This window comes from Candidatus Sulfurimonas marisnigri (assembly GCF_015265475.1).
Lineage (GTDB): Bacteria > Campylobacterota > Campylobacteria > Campylobacterales > Sulfurimonadaceae > Sulfurimonas > Sulfurimonas marisnigri.
This window is the reverse complement of the sequence record NZ_CP054493.1, coordinates 469,277-485,022: the sequence shown is the minus strand read 5'-3', so window position 1 is coordinate 485,022 and position 15,746 is coordinate 469,277. Positions and strand designations below refer to the sequence as shown.

The 15,746-nt window shown below is 33.9% G+C and carries 19 protein-coding genes and 1 tRNA gene; 3 read left to right on the top strand and 17 right to left on the bottom strand.

Features of this window, described 5'->3' with window-relative positions; genetic code table 11:
* Window position 1: 1 nt before the first annotated feature.
* A complete protein-coding gene (gene hisH, locus HUE87_RS02535) occupies window positions 2–613 on the bottom strand; it encodes an imidazole glycerol phosphate synthase subunit HisH (protein WP_194367178.1) in 612 nt (203 codons plus the stop codon).
* Window positions 610–1,515 carry a PDC sensor domain-containing protein gene (locus HUE87_RS02530; RefSeq protein ID WP_194367177.1) on the bottom strand — a complete coding sequence of 302 codons (906 nt, stop codon included), beginning with the start codon at window positions 1,513–1,515 and terminating at the stop codon, window positions 610–612. Before HUE87_RS02530 ends, hisH begins: the two co-directional genes overlap by 4 nt.
* Before the next feature lie 128 nt (window positions 1,516–1,643).
* On the opposite strand from HUE87_RS02530, the gene HUE87_RS02525 reads away from it, so the two are divergent.
* Window positions 1,644–2,528, top strand: a complete 885-nt coding sequence (locus tag HUE87_RS02525; protein WP_194367176.1) for a lipid A biosynthesis lauroyl acyltransferase — start codon at window positions 1,644–1,646, stop codon at window positions 2,526–2,528.
* A gap of 2 nt (window positions 2,529–2,530) precedes the next feature.
* Here the strand turns inward: HUE87_RS02525 and HUE87_RS02520 are convergent, their stop codons facing one another.
* Genes HUE87_RS02520 through panB form a run of 3 tightly spaced genes read right to left on the bottom strand, consistent with a single transcriptional unit; the run spans window position 2,531 to window position 5,378 of the window.
* Window positions 2,531–3,580, bottom strand: coding sequence for an AI-2E family transporter (locus tag HUE87_RS02520; protein WP_194367175.1), 1,050 nt, complete (start codon window positions 3,578–3,580; stop codon window positions 2,531–2,533).
* Window positions 3,577–4,587, bottom strand: a complete 1,011-nt coding sequence (gene ruvB, locus HUE87_RS02515) for a Holliday junction branch migration DNA helicase RuvB (protein ID WP_194367174.1) — start codon at window positions 4,585–4,587, stop codon at window positions 3,577–3,579. The genes HUE87_RS02520 and ruvB overlap by 4 nt, the downstream gene beginning before the upstream one ends.
* Window positions 4,587–5,378, bottom strand: coding sequence for a 3-methyl-2-oxobutanoate hydroxymethyltransferase (gene panB, locus HUE87_RS02510; protein WP_194367173.1), 792 nt, complete (start codon window positions 5,376–5,378; stop codon window positions 4,587–4,589). Before panB ends, ruvB begins: the two co-directional genes overlap by 1 nt.
* A 55-nt stretch (window positions 5,379–5,433) precedes the next feature.
* Here panB and HUE87_RS02505 point away from each other — a divergent pair, with 55 nt between their 5' ends.
* On the top strand, window positions 5,434–5,835 hold the full coding sequence (locus HUE87_RS02505; protein ID WP_194367172.1) for an Hpt domain-containing protein: 402 nt from the start codon (window positions 5,434–5,436) through the stop codon (window positions 5,833–5,835).
* A gap of 5 nt (window positions 5,836–5,840) precedes the next feature.
* The gene (trpA, locus tag HUE87_RS02500; protein WP_194367171.1) at window positions 5,841–6,581 is read left to right on the top strand and encodes a tryptophan synthase subunit alpha; all 741 of its coding nucleotides are present in this window, start codon (window positions 5,841–5,843) and stop codon (window positions 6,579–6,581) included.
* A gap of 226 nt (window positions 6,582–6,807) precedes the next feature.
* On the opposite strand, the gene HUE87_RS02495 is transcribed toward trpA, so the two are convergent.
* The 12 genes from HUE87_RS02495 to HUE87_RS02440 all read right to left on the bottom strand — a co-directional run bounded on the left by HUE87_RS02495 (window position 6,808) and on the right by HUE87_RS02440 (window position 15,642).
* Window positions 6,808–6,884 (bottom strand) — tRNA-Arg (locus HUE87_RS02495).
* Between the two features lie 41 nt (window positions 6,885–6,925).
* Complete coding sequence (locus HUE87_RS02490) at window positions 6,926–7,150, bottom strand: hypothetical protein (RefSeq protein WP_194367170.1); 225 nt, start codon at window positions 7,148–7,150, stop codon at window positions 6,926–6,928.
* 5 nt (window positions 7,151–7,155) lie between these two features.
* On the bottom strand, window positions 7,156–7,383 hold the full coding sequence (locus tag HUE87_RS02485; RefSeq protein ID WP_194367169.1) for a hypothetical protein: 228 nt from the start codon (window positions 7,381–7,383) through the stop codon (window positions 7,156–7,158).
* 71 nt (window positions 7,384–7,454) lie between these two features.
* Window positions 7,455–7,850 (bottom strand): Holliday junction resolvase RuvX, encoded by a 396-nt coding sequence (ruvX, locus tag HUE87_RS02480; protein ID WP_194367168.1) that lies wholly within the window; start codon window positions 7,848–7,850, stop codon window positions 7,455–7,457.
* Window positions 7,851–7,854: 4 nt separating this feature from the next.
* The gene (mnmE, locus tag HUE87_RS02475; RefSeq protein ID WP_194367167.1) at window positions 7,855–9,195 is read right to left on the bottom strand and encodes a tRNA uridine-5-carboxymethylaminomethyl(34) synthesis GTPase MnmE; all 1,341 of its coding nucleotides are present in this window, start codon (window positions 9,193–9,195) and stop codon (window positions 7,855–7,857) included.
* A 54-nt stretch (window positions 9,196–9,249) separates the two neighbouring features.
* Complete coding sequence (locus tag HUE87_RS02470) at window positions 9,250–10,182, bottom strand: Jag N-terminal domain-containing protein (RefSeq protein ID WP_194367166.1); 933 nt, start codon at window positions 10,180–10,182, stop codon at window positions 9,250–9,252.
* Window positions 10,175–11,809 carry a membrane protein insertase YidC gene (yidC, locus tag HUE87_RS02465; RefSeq protein WP_268246177.1) on the bottom strand — a complete coding sequence of 545 codons (1,635 nt, stop codon included), beginning with the start codon at window positions 11,807–11,809 and terminating at the stop codon, window positions 10,175–10,177. The genes HUE87_RS02470 and yidC overlap by 8 nt, the downstream gene beginning before the upstream one ends.
* Before the next feature lie 2 nt (window positions 11,810–11,811).
* Window positions 11,812–12,138 carry a membrane protein insertion efficiency factor YidD gene (gene yidD / locus HUE87_RS02460; RefSeq protein WP_194367165.1) on the bottom strand — a complete coding sequence of 109 codons (327 nt, stop codon included), beginning with the start codon at window positions 12,136–12,138 and terminating at the stop codon, window positions 11,812–11,814.
* On the bottom strand, window positions 12,139–12,456 hold the full coding sequence (gene rnpA / locus HUE87_RS02455; protein WP_194367874.1) for a ribonuclease P protein component: 318 nt from the start codon (window positions 12,454–12,456) through the stop codon (window positions 12,139–12,141).
* 14 nt (window positions 12,457–12,470) lie between these two features.
* Window positions 12,471–12,605 (bottom strand): 50S ribosomal protein L34, encoded by a 135-nt coding sequence (rpmH, locus tag HUE87_RS02450; RefSeq protein WP_194367164.1) that lies wholly within the window; start codon window positions 12,603–12,605, stop codon window positions 12,471–12,473.
* A gap of 82 nt (window positions 12,606–12,687) precedes the next feature.
* Entirely contained in the window at window positions 12,688–13,041 is a 354-nt protein-coding gene (locus HUE87_RS02445) for a hypothetical protein (protein WP_194367163.1), read from the bottom strand.
* 24 nt (window positions 13,042–13,065) lie between these two features.
* Window positions 13,066–15,642, bottom strand: a complete 2,577-nt coding sequence (locus tag HUE87_RS02440) for an ATP-dependent Clp protease ATP-binding subunit (RefSeq protein ID WP_194367162.1) — start codon at window positions 15,640–15,642, stop codon at window positions 13,066–13,068.
* Window positions 15,643–15,746: the final 104 nt, after the last annotated feature.

The window sequence follows — 15,746 nt, the reverse complement described above, 5'->3', positions numbered from 1 at the left end:
CCTATAGTTTAATAAAATTTTCTAGTATTTTAAGACCATTCTCATGGCTTTTTTCAGGGTGAGGCTGAATCCCCATCACATTAGCACATGCCACAGCAGATGTAAACTCATAACCATAGTTAGTACGCCCTATGATATCCTCTTCGTTTTTGCAATTAACATGGTAAGTATGCACGAAGTAGAGATAATGCTCTTCATCTAAGTTATTAAACAGTGGATGTTCTTTAGTAAACATTCTGTTCCAACCCATGTGTGGAACTTTAAGTGCTTCACTAAACTTGGTAGTATCAAAAGCTGTTACACTGCCTTTTATTAAGCCTAAACCTTCATGATAGCCAAACTCTTCACTGGACTCAAAAAGTAGTTGCATTCCAAGACAGATACCTAACATGTACTTACCACTTTTAGCATACTCTCTCAAAGGTTCAATCATATTTCGCTCTCTTAAATGCTCCATTGCATCGCCAAATGCCCCAACTCCTGGAAGAATTAATTTATCATAATCCTTAAACTTTTCAGGGTCACTCTCAACAACTGTTTCTTCGCCTAATTTAGCAAATGCATTTTGCACACTTGCTAAATTTCCCATATTATAATCAACTATCGCTATCATTCTTCATTTTTCTCTTTTGTGAATTTTATATAAACTGCTAGGGTTATAAGCAACATTGACACTCCAGCCACAATATACATTGAATAAAGTAACTTTTCCGGATCGGTAATGGCAAATTTGAATACCAGCATTAGCGCTTCAATCGATAAAGCGATAATTATAGAGCCTAAAAAACGAACCATTGTCTTATGTGGCCCAGAAATATTATACCCTTTATGCCTACCTAAAATTTCCTCTTCGATGAGTGTTTTTGCCAAGTCAAATATAGCTAGAGCTAGTGTTAACAAAATAGTTGCTTCAAATACATCTTTAATTTCAAAATGTGAAGGCGTTATTTCATATGTGAAAAAGCTCTGAACTCCTTTAAAAAAGAGCAACATAGCAATCCCTATAAGTGCAATTGAAAATGACAAATAAGAGTACATAAATAACTTAGAAAAAAGTGAGTCTAATGTATTTTGATGAGATATTTTTATTACATCATCAAGAGGCATGTCAAGACATGCTACATATAACAGGTTTCCCTTTTCATCAAAAATAGGTTGAGAGGTAGTTACGGTCAACTCTTGTGTAATGAGAGATGGATAAGGGTCTGTAATAGTACATCTGCCCTCTCTAACTGCACGGTAATAGTAAGCTCTGTCAGCCCTTATTTTTCCAATGTCGCCATCAGTCTGTTTATTAGATGCAAATGTGGGTGTGACCTGTATACCACGATTATCCAGAAGATAAACTCCCTCGCAAGTTTCTAAATCTGCTTTTATCTTTAAAAGACGAGGCATTATCATCTCTTGCGAAAGAGATGGTAATCTATTTGGAATATTTTTAGAAAATAGATAGCAAAAGTATGCTCTAGCCTTTGTGCGGCCCTCGGAAAAATTTTGGATATCTAATGCAACCATGTTTTATTGCCTTGTTTAAAATTACTGTGATTATACCAAAGGCTTAATAACAAGAAGATTACCCGTTACTTTTATTTATAAGCATTTTGTTATAATTGCATTTACAAACTTTAGGAGTTATTTAACTAATGGGATTTAAACTATTTATACTACTTGAAAAAATTTTGATGATCTTACCAAAGACTTTGAGAAAAAGATTTTTTTCAATGCTTGGGACTATCGCCTATCATGTCTCTTCCAGATACAAAGATGTTGCATATAGAAATCTTGACTTTGCTTTTGATGGTAAGATGAGTGATAAAGAGAAAGATGAGATAGTGCATTACAGTTTTAAAAATCTTTTATTCAACTTTTTACATCTTATGGAGATACGACATATGAGTAAACATGACCTAAAAAGTAAAATAACTATACACAATATTGAAGCTGTGAAAAAAGCACATGAAGATGGTCGTGCAGTTATTTATGTAACTCCTCACTATTCTGCTTGGGAGCTTGGAGGCACTTCAATTTCAGCTTTTATAGAGCCTATTACTGCAGTTTTTAAAAAAATGAAAAATGAAAAGTATCAAGAGTGGGTCATAGAGTCCAGAGGAAAATTTGGTAATAAATCTTTAGAAAAAGCAAATGTTATAAAGCCCCTTATAAAACTAATAAAAAAAGGTGAAGCTTGCGGCATAGTTATAGATACAGCTATAAATCCGAGAGAAGGTTTAGAAGTAGATTTTTTAGGTAAAAGTGTTCGTCAAACTTCTACACCAGCGTATCTTGCCAGAAAATATAACGCTGCTATCATACCAATAACAATACGCACAGATGATGATGAGAATTATACTCTTATGCTTTTTGATGAGATTGTAGTTGAAAAGAGTGATGACGAGTCAGCTGACATTCAAAAAGCCACCCAACTTCAAGCAGATTGGTTAACTAAGCTTATCAGTGACGAACCAAAATTTTGGTTTTGGATTCATCGTAGATGGAAGAGTGAACATCCAGAGATATATAAAAAATGAATCTAATTAGTTTTTTCTTTACACTCTATTGTTCTCGCTTCAAAAAGTTTCATAATTGTCAAGAAAAAAGCGGTAATAGCAGGCCCTAAAATCATACCCCAAAAACCAAAAGTTGCAAGCCCTGCTATTATTGCAAAAAATATTACAAGTTCATTCATTCTGGCATCATCATCTTTTAAAAGTCTTGTATTTATCTCTTTTATAATTAATGGCTTGATGAATGTATCTGCAACTACAGAAATCACCAAAATAGAGTATAAGGCAATTAATATAGCATTTGCACTATCACCAGTAGCAAATTCATACATCATAAATGGAAGCCACATTAGTGCTCCGCCAACAACAGGGATAAGAGATGCAAATCCATACATTATTCCAAAAAGAAGTCCATTGTAGCCCATAAAAGATATGGCAATACCAAAGAGTGCGCCTTGAAACATTGCATTTATCAATATAGAGTAAAAAACAACACTCATAACAGATGACAGCTCTTTGGAGAGAAGAGTTGTCTCATCAACAGACATTTGTACAACTCGTTTTAAAAACTCAACAATCGTTGAGCCATTATATTGAGCAAAAAAATAGAAAATTATTACTAAAAAAGCATTTTTTAAAAAACCTGCACTAAATGCACCAACCGTCCCTGTTATAGATAGCGCATTTGATGCAAGTGAGTTTATGTCTATCTCCTCCAAGTAATCAACTGTATAGGGTTTCAAAAAAGCCAAAAACTTGGGTGGATTTTGTATTATATTGTTTATATAGAGTTCTATGCTCTCAAATACCTGTGGTTCGAGGGAGTTTAGTTTTATAGTTAAAGTAGCCAAAAAATATCCAAGTGGGGCAAAAAACAAAACAGCTAACAAAAAACTTGAACCAAAGGCTGCATATAGCTTATTTTTGAATAATCGCTCAAATAATCCTTGAATATCTGAAGTAGAGATTGCCAAAAGTGCAGCAATTGTAATAACTAATAAAAATGGAGAATACAATAAATACATCCAGTAAAGAGATGTTGCAAAAAGTATGCCTACAAAATATTGTGGTTTCAAGATAGAAGCTCTTCTTGGTCTGGAAGAGAAACATTCAAAATCTCATATGTACTTCTTGTTGCTTTTCTTCCTTTTGCGGTTCTCTCTAAATATCCGTTTGCAATTAAGTAAGGTTCAAGAACATCTTCAACTGTCCCCTCATCTTCACTCAGAGCTGCCGCTATAGTACTTAAGCCGATAGCTCTTCCATTAGCTCCAGCTAAAAGGTTTAAGAGTCTTATGTCCATTTCATCAAATCCATGTGAATTTATACCAAGCTCCTCTAACGCATACTCTGTTCTTGAGTGTTTTATATCTTTCTCGTTTGCAACATCTGCAAAATCTCTTACACGTTTTAAAAGACGCAATGCTATTCTAGGTGTTCCACGACTTCTTTTAGCTATTTCCATACTCGCTTCATGAACTATCTCTTTATCTAATTTCACAGATGCTTGAGTTATAATTTTTGATAGCTCGTCATGATCGTAAAACTGCATTCTAAAGTTCATACCAAATCTGTCTCGTAAAGGGTTCGAAAGCATTCCTGCCCTTGTTGTAGCACCTATCAGAGTAAACCTAGGCAAGTCAATTTTAACAGTTTGGGCAGCTGGTCCACTACCGATTATTATATCTATACGAAAATCTTCCATGGATGAGTAGAGTATCTCTTCAACTGCTGGTGAAAGACGGTGAATTTCATCTATAAAAAGTATATCACCCTCCTCTAGATTTGTAAGCAAAGCCGCTAGATCTCCACTTTTTTCTATCATTGGAGCTGCCGTTACTTTAATATTTGCATTCATCTCGCTTGCTATAATAAGTGCTAGAGTAGTTTTACCAAGCCCTGGTGGTCCAAAGAAAAGAACATGGTCTAGAGCTTCATTCCTTTTTTTACTAGCTTCTATAAAAACTCCAAGATTTTTTTTAATCTGATTTTGTCCAATATATTCATTCCAAACATTAGGACGAAGAGTTATTTCTATCGTCTCTTCATTCTCAAACTTCTCAATCTCAACCAATCTTTCCATTAATATGTATGTTCCTCTTTTGGAAATTCTTTAGTTTTTACATCATTAGAGTAGTTAAGCATTGCTTCTTTCACCAAAGAGGCGCCATCCATATACTTTTTGACAAACTTAGGAGTGAATTCTTCAAAAAGTCCTAACATATCAGAAAAAACAAGCACTTGTCCGTCAACGTCTTTGCCAGCACCGATACCGATAACCGGAACAGATACACAAGAAGCTACTTCAGCAGCTACTTCAGCTTTTACGCCTTCTATAACCATACAAAATGCTCCAGCATTTTCTACTGCTCTTGCATCTTTAATAAGTTGAAGTTTCTCTTCTTCTGTCTTACCTTTAACCTTATAACCACCCTCACCACGTACTGCTTGAGGAAGTAATCCAATATGTCCGCAAACAGCTACACCATTAGAACATAGATATGAGATAATATCAGCTTTATCTTCTCCACCCTCTATTTTAATACTGTCTGCTGAAGTTTCTTGAAAAACTTTTATAGCATTTTTAAGTGCATCTTCTTTATTCGTATAAGTTCCAAATGGCATATCACAGATGATAAAACTGTTTTGTGCACCTTGACACACTGCACTAGTGTGATATATCATTTGCTCCAAAGTAGTACTCAATGTGTCTCGTTTACCTGCGAAACTCATATTTAAACTATCACCAACTAAAATCATATCAGAGTAAGGTGCCAATAGTTTTGCAAAAAGAGCATCATACGAAGTAACCATTACTAATGGCTTCTCACCTTTAGCTTTTTTAATAGAAGTTATTGTCATTTTTTTATTCATACATGTATTTTAACCAAAAATTGCTATAATTAGAACTATATAGGAGAAATATTTAATGGGCATAAGAAGTGATTTAGACGCCAGCTTTGATTATGAAATAGTTGATGAATTTTTAGATCACTACTCTATGATGGTTGATAATATGGAAACAATGATAATCGATTTATCAAAGCCTAATATGTTTGAGCAGAGCATAAATGAGCTTTTTCGTGTTTTTCATAATATTAAATCTGCGTCTGGATATTTGAAAATAGAACAGATGTCAAAACTTTCAGCCTTTGTTGAAGACTCGCTTGAGCAGATAAGAACTAACCATCAGAGTGTAAACGAAGAGACAGTCAACTGGTTACTTAGAATTAGTGATATGTATGCTCAATGGAATGAAGATTTAAAGCTCAACAACTCACTTAGTCACATTAAATATTCTCTGCTTAAATTACCTGACTTGGAAAAATAATATAAATGAAAAAATTAGTAGCATATATAACTTCTGGTTATCCAGAAAAATCTTTCACTGTTGACTTAGCCTTAGCCCTCGGAGATAGTGGTGTTGATTCACTAGAACTTGGCGTTCCATTTTCTGACCCTGTTGCTGATGGACCGCTAATAGAAAAAGCAAATCATAAATCATTGGAACTTGGTTTTAAATTTAAACATCTTTTAGAGATTTCAAAAGAGGTTGCACCAAAAGTTGATACATTATGGATGGGTTATTTCAATAGCTTTTATCAGCAAGATATGGATAAACTGATTCCAATTGCAAAAGAGCTTGGAGTAAGCGGATTAATCATCCCTGATTTGCCACATGAGGAAGCACTACTCTATAGTGAGTTGTTTAACTCAAATAATGTCTCAAATATAAGTTTCGTAGCTCCTACTGATAGTGAAGCAAGAATTAAAGAGGTAGTTACAAACTCTCAAAAATTCATATATATGGTTGCATATACAGGGACAACCGGTTCTGGTCAGGCTGAAGATTTACAACCATTTTTGCACTCAATCAAAAAACATACTAACACGCCTACTTATGTAGGTTTTGGTGTAAATAAAAAAACAGCTAAAGAAAAAGTAGAAGGTGCAGATGGTGTAATTGTTGGTAGTGCTTTTATAGACATACTTTTAAAAGACAACCTTAACTATACACAAAAAATAAAAGAGTGTAGAGAGTTGGCAGTAATCATAAAAAATGAGATAAATAGTTAATATTCATTTATAAGAGCGGAGATAGGATTGTCGGTTTATTGTAAGGACATAAACAGCATCACGATTGTAGATACTGCTTATATGTTGTTCTCTTAAACTTTATGAAATAAATTACTATAAATAAATCAAAATGGGTATTGTAGATTCTAAATCTGTTGATACTTAATTAAAAAAATTTGTAAGAATTCTATGTGTGGAGTATTATTCTTTAAGGTTCTAAAAAAGATGGTGCGCCCGACAGGAGTCGAACCTGTGACCTTCGGTACCGCAAACCGATGCTCTATCCAGCTGAGCTACGAGCGCACATTTTAAGTAGGTCGAAATTATACCATTGCAAGCTTATTTTATCCTAAATCATCGAACTTCTTTATGATTTCTTCCATTTTTTGGTCTTGAGTAAACAGCTCATGATTTTTTCTAACATAGGCTTGAAGTAAAACTTTTAAATCGTTATTACCTTCTATGTTAAAATCTTTTGCCATTTGTTGCTTTAAAAAAAGGGAGAACTTCTCTTCAACATCAACGTCAAAGCGGCGACCACCTATATTTAAACCTATTTTTATACTCATTTATATTAGCCTAAAATACTTTCTATTTTATCTACTATCTCTTCAATCTCTAAGTCTTTCAAACTGTTTTGTTCTATCAATCTTTCTATCTCTTGACTTTTTATTTCACCTTCGGCTTTTACTGTTACCAACTCCATCCTAAGATTTTCGTTTTCACCTTTTAAGGAGTGATATTGTTGTACTATATCTGATACTTTCTCACTTAACATCTGTAAATTTGTTTGATTGTTCATAAAAATCCTATTTTTTTATATAAGTATAATTCTATCACAAAATAAATTATAAAATTATTACCATTTAATTTCTAGCTCTTTAGAGTTTTTAGGTATCTCTGAAGAATAATCATTGCTGAAAGTGAGTCAACTCTTCCATCACGAATGTATTTTATCTCACCTTTCATCATATTTTCTGCTTCAAGTGATGAGCGACTCTCATCTTGATAAAATACTTCACCCTTAAAATCGATAAGATTCATAAAATGAGCAACTCTACGGCGCATCTCATCCTCGCTACTGCCACCCAAAGGGATTCCAACAACTACCGCATCAGCTTCCCACTCTTCAATAACTTTTTTAACATCAGATGAGGCTTGATTACGATTTTTTCTCTCAACCGCTGCTAACGGAGATACAATATCTTTATGCGCAGAGTATGCTAAACCTATTCTTTTAAGACCTAAGTCTATTGCTATATATTTCATACTCTTATTTTCCTAAACAAAAACTGCCAAACATTTTGTCAAGCATCTCATCATTTTCAAAAGGTCTGGTTATAGAAGCCATCTCTTTTACAGCTTCATTGAGATGAAAAGAGAATATCTCTAACTCTTGATCTTTAAGCGGGAAGAGTGCTTCTTCGATATTAGCCAAAGTATTCTCAACCGAAGATATCTGCCTTTGAGATATTAACATCATCTCATCAGAACTGTTTGTTGTATCCATAATCTTTTTTAGTCTAACTATAAGTTCATCTACACTCTTTTTAGAGTTGATTTGCATGTCAAACTCTAAGCCTATATGCAAGAACTTTGAGTCTAAATCTATTTTATTCTTAACAAATAAAACATGTTTATTTTGTGTATGTGAGTTTATTAAAGATAATATCTGCTCATCTTCACTGTCGGATTCTCTGGAGCCATCAAAGAGTGCTATAACTATATCGCTCTGCTGGATTGCTTCAAGTGAACGTTCAATACCTATACGCTCTATCTCATCACTAGCTTCGCGTATACCTGCTGTATCGACAATGCGAATAAGATGAGTTCCAATTTTCACCTGCTCTTCTATAGTGTCTCTGGTTGTTCCAGCTATTTCACTAACTATTGCACGATTATAATTTAACAAAGAATTTAAAAGTGAGCTTTTCCCAACATTTGGTTTCCCTACTATAGCTACCTTAAATCCTTGCATTAAACCTTCTCTTGCCTTGCTAGCCAAAAGAGTTGAGCTAAGAGACTTTCTTAATTCTTCTAGTTTTTTCTCAATTTGCAGTACTAAATCCTCAGGCAAATCCTCTTCTGCATAATCAATGCTAACTTCAGAATAAGCGAGTATATGGATAATATCATCTCGGATTTTTTCTATATACTCTTTTAGTGAGCCTTTCATCTGTTTAGCTAGGATTTTTGCAGCATCTTCACTTTTTGCTTCAATTAACTGTGCTATTGCTTCTGCTTCGCTTAAGTCTATTCGACCATTGAAAAAAGCACGTTTACTAAATTCTCCAGCATTTGCAAGTCTAGCACCAAAGCTAAGAGTAGCTTTCAATATACTTTGAGCAACTATAAAACCACCGTGACATTGAATTTCTACTACATCTTCAGCAGTAAACGAAAATGGTGCTTTGAAATAGATAATTATTGATTCATCAATTAATTCACTGTTTTGATTATATACATTTGATAAACTAGCGTATCTTGGGGGGAAATCTTTTTTATTGGTAAGTTTCTTAGCTATTTCTAAAGCTCTATCTCCGCTTATGCGGATTATTGCAATGGAACCAATACCATTAGCAGTTGCAATGGCACTAATAGTGTCGTTGTTCATTTATTGGTCTCCGTTGCTTGAAAACAAGTTCTCAAAGAAAAAACTAGTTTTTAATTAGTTGTAATACTCATTTACAATGATAAATTTAAGTCCGTCACGAGTAGAGCGGATTGCTACATACTTGTTTGGATATTTTTCGCGAAGTTCTCTTAGAGCTATTTGAACAAGAACACCATCTAGTATCTTAGTTTGTGCTTTTCCGTCTCTATTTATATTCTCGCAAACACCTTCTAGGTATCTTAATACAGACTCTTCCTGGTTTTTCAAAAATTCTGCAATTTCCAGACGAAGCTGCAGTTTATATTTTGTATTAATCCAGTTAAATATCATATATGAAAGAGCTTTATATCTGTAACCCTCTTTACCGATCAGAAGCGCAGCGTCTTCTCCTTTAAATTCAATAAGAAGAGTAGTTTCATCATATGCACTCACTTCAATCTTATCAATCTTAAAACAAGTTAAGTCAAAAAGTATATTTATCTCTTCTTCAACACTTTTAGCAACTTCTTTGGCATTTGTGTTTCCAGTAACTTCTTCTTTAACTACTGGTGTTTCATCTTCATCATAATCTGCAGTGAAGTTGATATCTCCCATATCGTAATCTTCATCATCTTGAGTACTTACAAATGTCTCAGGCATAATTGTGTCATTAAAAACATTGTGTGCAGATTTTTTACTCGTCTGCTTAGGCTTATGTCTTTTTTTATTTTGCTTTTGTTCACTCTCTTGTTTTACAGTCTGCTTAGATTCTTGTTTTACTACTTCTCTAATTTCTTTTTTATCTTCTTTGATAACTTCTTTATGTACATCTATTGAGCTTGTAATTTTCTTTGTAGCAACAATAATAGCACTCTTTTTAAAAAGCCCTAAAAAACCACCACTTGGAGACTGAACAACTTCAATATTCAACTCAGTCACAGAACACTCTAGTTTTAAAGCAGCACCTCTATAAGCTTCTTCTAAAGTTACTGATTCAATTTTAATCATCTTTTTTCTCCGTCTTATGTGCAATAGCTACTTCTACATCTTTTGCATTTTTAAACTGCTGATTTACAATAAACTGTTGTGCTATTGAGAAAAGATTATTTACAAACCAGTAAAGCACAAGACCTGATGGAAATGTTACAAAGAAGAAAGTAAAAATAATTGGTAAAAATTTAAATACTTTCTCTTGCATTGGATCAGTAAAATTACTTGGAGTAAGTTTTTGTTGATAATACATTGATGCACCCATAAGAACTGGTAAAACAAATGTTGAGTCCATTCTTGATAAATCTTGTACCCATAACATCCAAGGAGCACCTTGAAGTTCCACAGCATTTAAAAGAACACGGTATATTGCAAAGAACACAGGTATTTGCAGTAGCATTGGAAGACACCCACCTAGTGGGTTTGCACCGTGTTTTTTATACATATCCATTACCGCAGCATTCATACGCTGTGGGTCACCCTTATATTTTGCTTGAACTGCTTTAACCTGTGGTGCGATGTTTTTCATCTTCTGCATAGAGACCATACCCTTGTATGTCAAAGGGTAAAGAATAACTCTAATAATCAGAGTAAGTGCAATAATTGACCAACCCCAGTTACCTAAAATTCCATGTAACCATAACAAAAGCTGAAAAAGTGGTTTAGAAGCAAAAGTAAACCAGCCATATTCAATAGCATTCGTTAAAACTGGATTGATATTTTTTAAAGTTTTATACTCTTTTTGCCCTATATAACCATTAAAGTTCATATTTTGCACTGCTTCAAAATATACTACCGGATTATCATCTCTGTCTCTCTCAATAACAATATTTGTATCTTTAGTAAATCCATACATTATAGATGCAGAGTATTGATCAAATGCAGATATAAGCTCAACTCCACTAAAAGTTTTTCTACCTTCAGCATCTCCATCTTCTACAATAGTTACAATACCATCATCTGTATAAACCATAGCCCCTGAGATTGTCATCATCTGCTCAGTTATCTCTGGTCTTTGACCTAGATAAATAAAATATCTTTTATTATCAGAAAGCAAAACTTTAGCATCATAATGTCCATCTGGATAAAAAGTAATCTCTTTTGTAACTGTTAGATTAGATAATTTTTGTGTTAAAACAACTTTTTTTGCACCATCTTTTACATCAAGCTTTGAAATGTTTGCAATATATGCAACCTTAGTCGCCTCTTCATTTATATTACTATCTAAGAATCTAACAAAAAGAGGTTTAGTCCCATCAACAGGTATAAGTTGGGCATGATTGTCATCTTTATCGTTAAACTTCTCATCTAGAAGCTCTGTAGATGAGATTCGCCCTAGCGTGTCCATTTTAAGTATAAAATGCTTATTAGAAACTGTAACTAAAGTACTTAAGTCATTTGCAGCAATACTCTCTTGTGGTGAGATTTCATGCCCAGCTGCATTGGAAACATTTGAAACAGAATTTGGTAACATATTTGAAGCTTGTTGATTTGTAGAAGCCACATTGTTTTTACTATTACTTTGTTTTACTTGTGCCATTTCTGGCTGCTCTTGTGGGAAAATTGCTGTATAAGCTACGAAAAATACAACTGATAGTATAACAGCTACCATTAATCTTTGATTTGGTGTCATTTTGTCTAACACGGTCACCCTTTATATGAAAAATTTTTTATAATATGAAAACGGTTTTTTTTATTTGGAACCAACCAATATTTTATAGAATCAACCCTTATCTTTGTGGGCTTTAAAGACAGTTTATCTAGTAATGGATACTCTATCCCACCGTCAAATAATTGATTACAACGGAGTATTCTAGTGAAAGTGTGGTAAAAAGCACTTGAAATTGAATTATTTTCAAAATGAATTCTTGCATATTCGCTACAAGATGGGTAATATCTACAACTTCCAAAACCAATAAGCGTGAAAAATTTCTGATAAAGCCATAAAAGCTTCAATAATACTTCTCTAATCATCTATTTTTGCTCTATTACATGTAGTCTATTTAAAACTTTTTTGAAATCATTTTGAAATACTTCATGACTAATATCATTTATTGCTATTTTCGCTACAAAAATATATGTACCGTCTTTAAGATTTGGGGAATATTCACGAAATTGTGCTCTAAGTTTTCGCTTAGCTCTATTTCTTTTTACAGCATTACCAATTTTTTTAGTAGCAGTAAATCCAACTTTGTGAGTGTTTTGTGTGGGAAGAAAAAAGAGTACTACACTGTCTGAGTGAGAATCTTTTCCTTTTCTATATATATACTGAAACTCGCGATGTTGTTTCAGTGTATAAAAGTTGCCTAAACTGTCAATCTTTTACGACCTTTAGCACGACGACGATTTATTATTCTACGACCATTCTTTGTTGCCATTCTAGCTCTGAATCCGTGAGTTCTTTTTCTCGGCGTATTATGGGGTTGGTATGTTCTTTTCATAGACATATCCTTATTTAAAATTAAGTTCGAAATATTACATAAAACTTACTTAAAGTGCGGTTAAGTTTTGTAAAAGCTTTTACTATTTACTAATAAGTTCTTTTAATGTCTCCAAATGAGATTGGTTAAAAGAGTTTGAGATATCAAAAAGTTTCTCTTTTTCGCCAACATGACAATCTCTGCACTCTTGAATTACATCATGTTCTCTTACATTTGATGCATTTATTTTAGACATTGGATGGCATGCAAAACAGTCTGCTCCACAATCTGCCATCTTATTGGGATCTGCAGAGTGGCAATTTATACATGTAAGCATAGGCTTATGTCTTAAATCTTCATTTATTGTCGGAACAAGATTAGGGTGACATGTTAAACAATCACCTGTACAAGCTAATAAAGATATAGTAAAGAGGGCTAATAGTATCAAATATTTCATAGTGAAATTATAACCTCTTTTTATTTACGATACTTTTACTTTTATCTCGCCGTTTTGCAGATTAAACTCTACATGTGAGCCTTCTACCACACTACCATCAAGGATAAGGTCTGCGAGTCTGTCTTCAACTATCTCATACAAAGCACGTTTAAGTGGTCTAGCGCCATAAACAGGATCAAACCCTGCCTCTGCTATGTAAGCCTTAGCATCAGCACTCAGTGTAAGCTCTATGTCCCTTTGCTCCACTTTTTTAGCAATCTCTCTAAAGAAAATATTTACTATATCTACAATTTGTTCGCGTCCAAGTGCATTAAAAATCACTATATCATCCAAACGATTTAAAAATTCTGGCTTAAAAGCTTGCTTTAGTTCACCTAAAACCATATTTTGAAGTTCTTCTGAATTTGGATTATTTATAATTTTATCACTTGCAATATTTGAAGTTAAAATAATAATTGTATTTGTAAAGTCGACCGTAACACCTTTGTTATCAGTCAGTCTACCATCATCTAGTACCTGCAGCAACATATTAAAAACATCTGGATGTGCCTTTTCAACTTCATCAAAAAGTACAACACTATACGGTTTTCTCCTAACCGCCTCTGTAAGCTGTCCTCCCTCTTCATAGCCTACATACCCTGGAGCCGCTCCAACCAAGCGAGAAACTGCATGTTTTTCCATGTACTCACTCATGTCTATTCTTATAAGTGCATCCTCAGAATCAAAAAGAAATTTTGCCAAAGTTTTTGCTGTTTGTGTTTTACCAACACCAGTCGGTCCCAAAAACAGAAAGCTTCCTATTGGGGAAGATGCATCTGACAGACCTGCTTTGTTTCTTTTAATGGCACGAGCAACAGCATGAGTTGCTTTACTTTGTCCAACTACATCCTTGTTAAGCTCATCTTCCACATTTAAGATTTTATCCTTATCTGCCTGAAGCATCTTTTGCACTGGAATTTTTGTCCATCTGGATACTATTGAAGCTATCGCCTCCTCATCAACACTGTTTTTAAGAAGGGTTCCTGCACTTTGAAGTTTTTCCCAGTTGCTGTTTATTTTTTTCTCTTCTTCTAAAAGAGCAGGAATTTCTCCATACTCTATCTCCGCAGCACGATTAAATTCAGATGAACTTTTTGCTATATTTGCTTCTCTACGTTTAGCCTCTATCTCATTTTTAACAGTTGATATTTTTTCAAATACCTCCTTTTCTGTCGCAAACTGAACTTCTAAATCTCTCACTTTCTCATCAACATCTGCTAACTCTTTTGTTATCTCTACAAGTCGCTTTGCATTCGCCGGCGTGTCTTCCATTTTAAGAGCTTCTTGCTCTACATGTAACTCTGAACTTTTTATCTTTTCATGACTTAAAACATGTGGTTCTGACTCTATCTGCATTTTCAATTCAGCTGCCGCTTCATCAATAAGATCTATTGCTTTATCTGGTAAAAATCTATCTGCAATATATCTGTCTGAGAGTTTAGCAGCTGCGACTAAAGCACTATCTGTAATTGTTACATTATGGTGAGTCTCTAAACGCTCTTTAATCCCTCTAAGAATTTGCAGAGACTGGTTTACTGTTGGCTCATCAAGATTAATAGGCAAAAAACGTCTTTGAAGCGCTGTGTCTTTTTCAAAATACTTTCTATACTCTTTTAGTGTTGTTGCCCCAATAGTATGAAGCTCACCGCGTGCAAGAGCTGGTTTTAAGATGTTTGCGGCATCCATGCTACCCTCGCTAGCTCCTGCTCCAATAATTGTGTGAATCTCATCAATAAAAAGTATAATGTTTCCACTCTGTTTTACTTCATTAATAACCGCTTTTAGCCTATCTTCAAACTCACCTCTATACTTAGCACCTGCAATAAGTGCACTCATGTCAAGCGCAATTACTTTTTTATTTTGAAGTGATGTTGGAACTTTTCCATCAGAAATTCTTTGAGCCAGTCCTTCGACCAATGCTGTTTTACCGACTCCAGGTTCACCTAATAGCATAGGATTATTTTTTGTCTTACGGATTAGTATTTGCATCATACGAGTTATCTCTTCATCACGCCCAATCACAGGTGAAAGATTTCCTTCCCTTGCCTGGGCAGTTAAATCTATTCCATATTTTTCTAATGATTCTAGAGTCTCATCTGAACTTTGTGAATCAATTTTTGAGCCACCTCTTGATGCTTCTATATTTTTAGCAAGTTCAGACATATCAATATATTTTTTCAGTATTGTAGAATATGGTTCATTTTTTAAATTCGCAAGAATATAAGTGTCAACTGCCAAAAACGAGTCTCCGTTTTTTGTCATTAAACCAGCCCCATTCTCTAATGTTTGAACAAAACTCTTAGACAACCTTATACTCTCTTTTGAGACTGTCGAAGATTTTGGAAGTTTTTCACTCAAACTTTTTACATCTAGCTCCATTGCAATTTTATCTATATTCATTTTATTAAACATCTGATTTAACACAGAGTTTGAATTAGTAAGAAGTGCCCACAAGAAGTGTACTGACTCAACCTCTTGGTTTTTATTGTGTAGTGCTAAAGATATTGATGACTCTATAGCTTCAGTCATATTATTTGTTAATTTTTCAAAAATACCACTCATTTGTAAATCCTTTTATTTATTTAATTTTAAGATTAGATAAACTAAATATAATTATATTTAACTTTTCACATTATAGCAAGTTGAGCCACTTGTTGTCAAGTCTT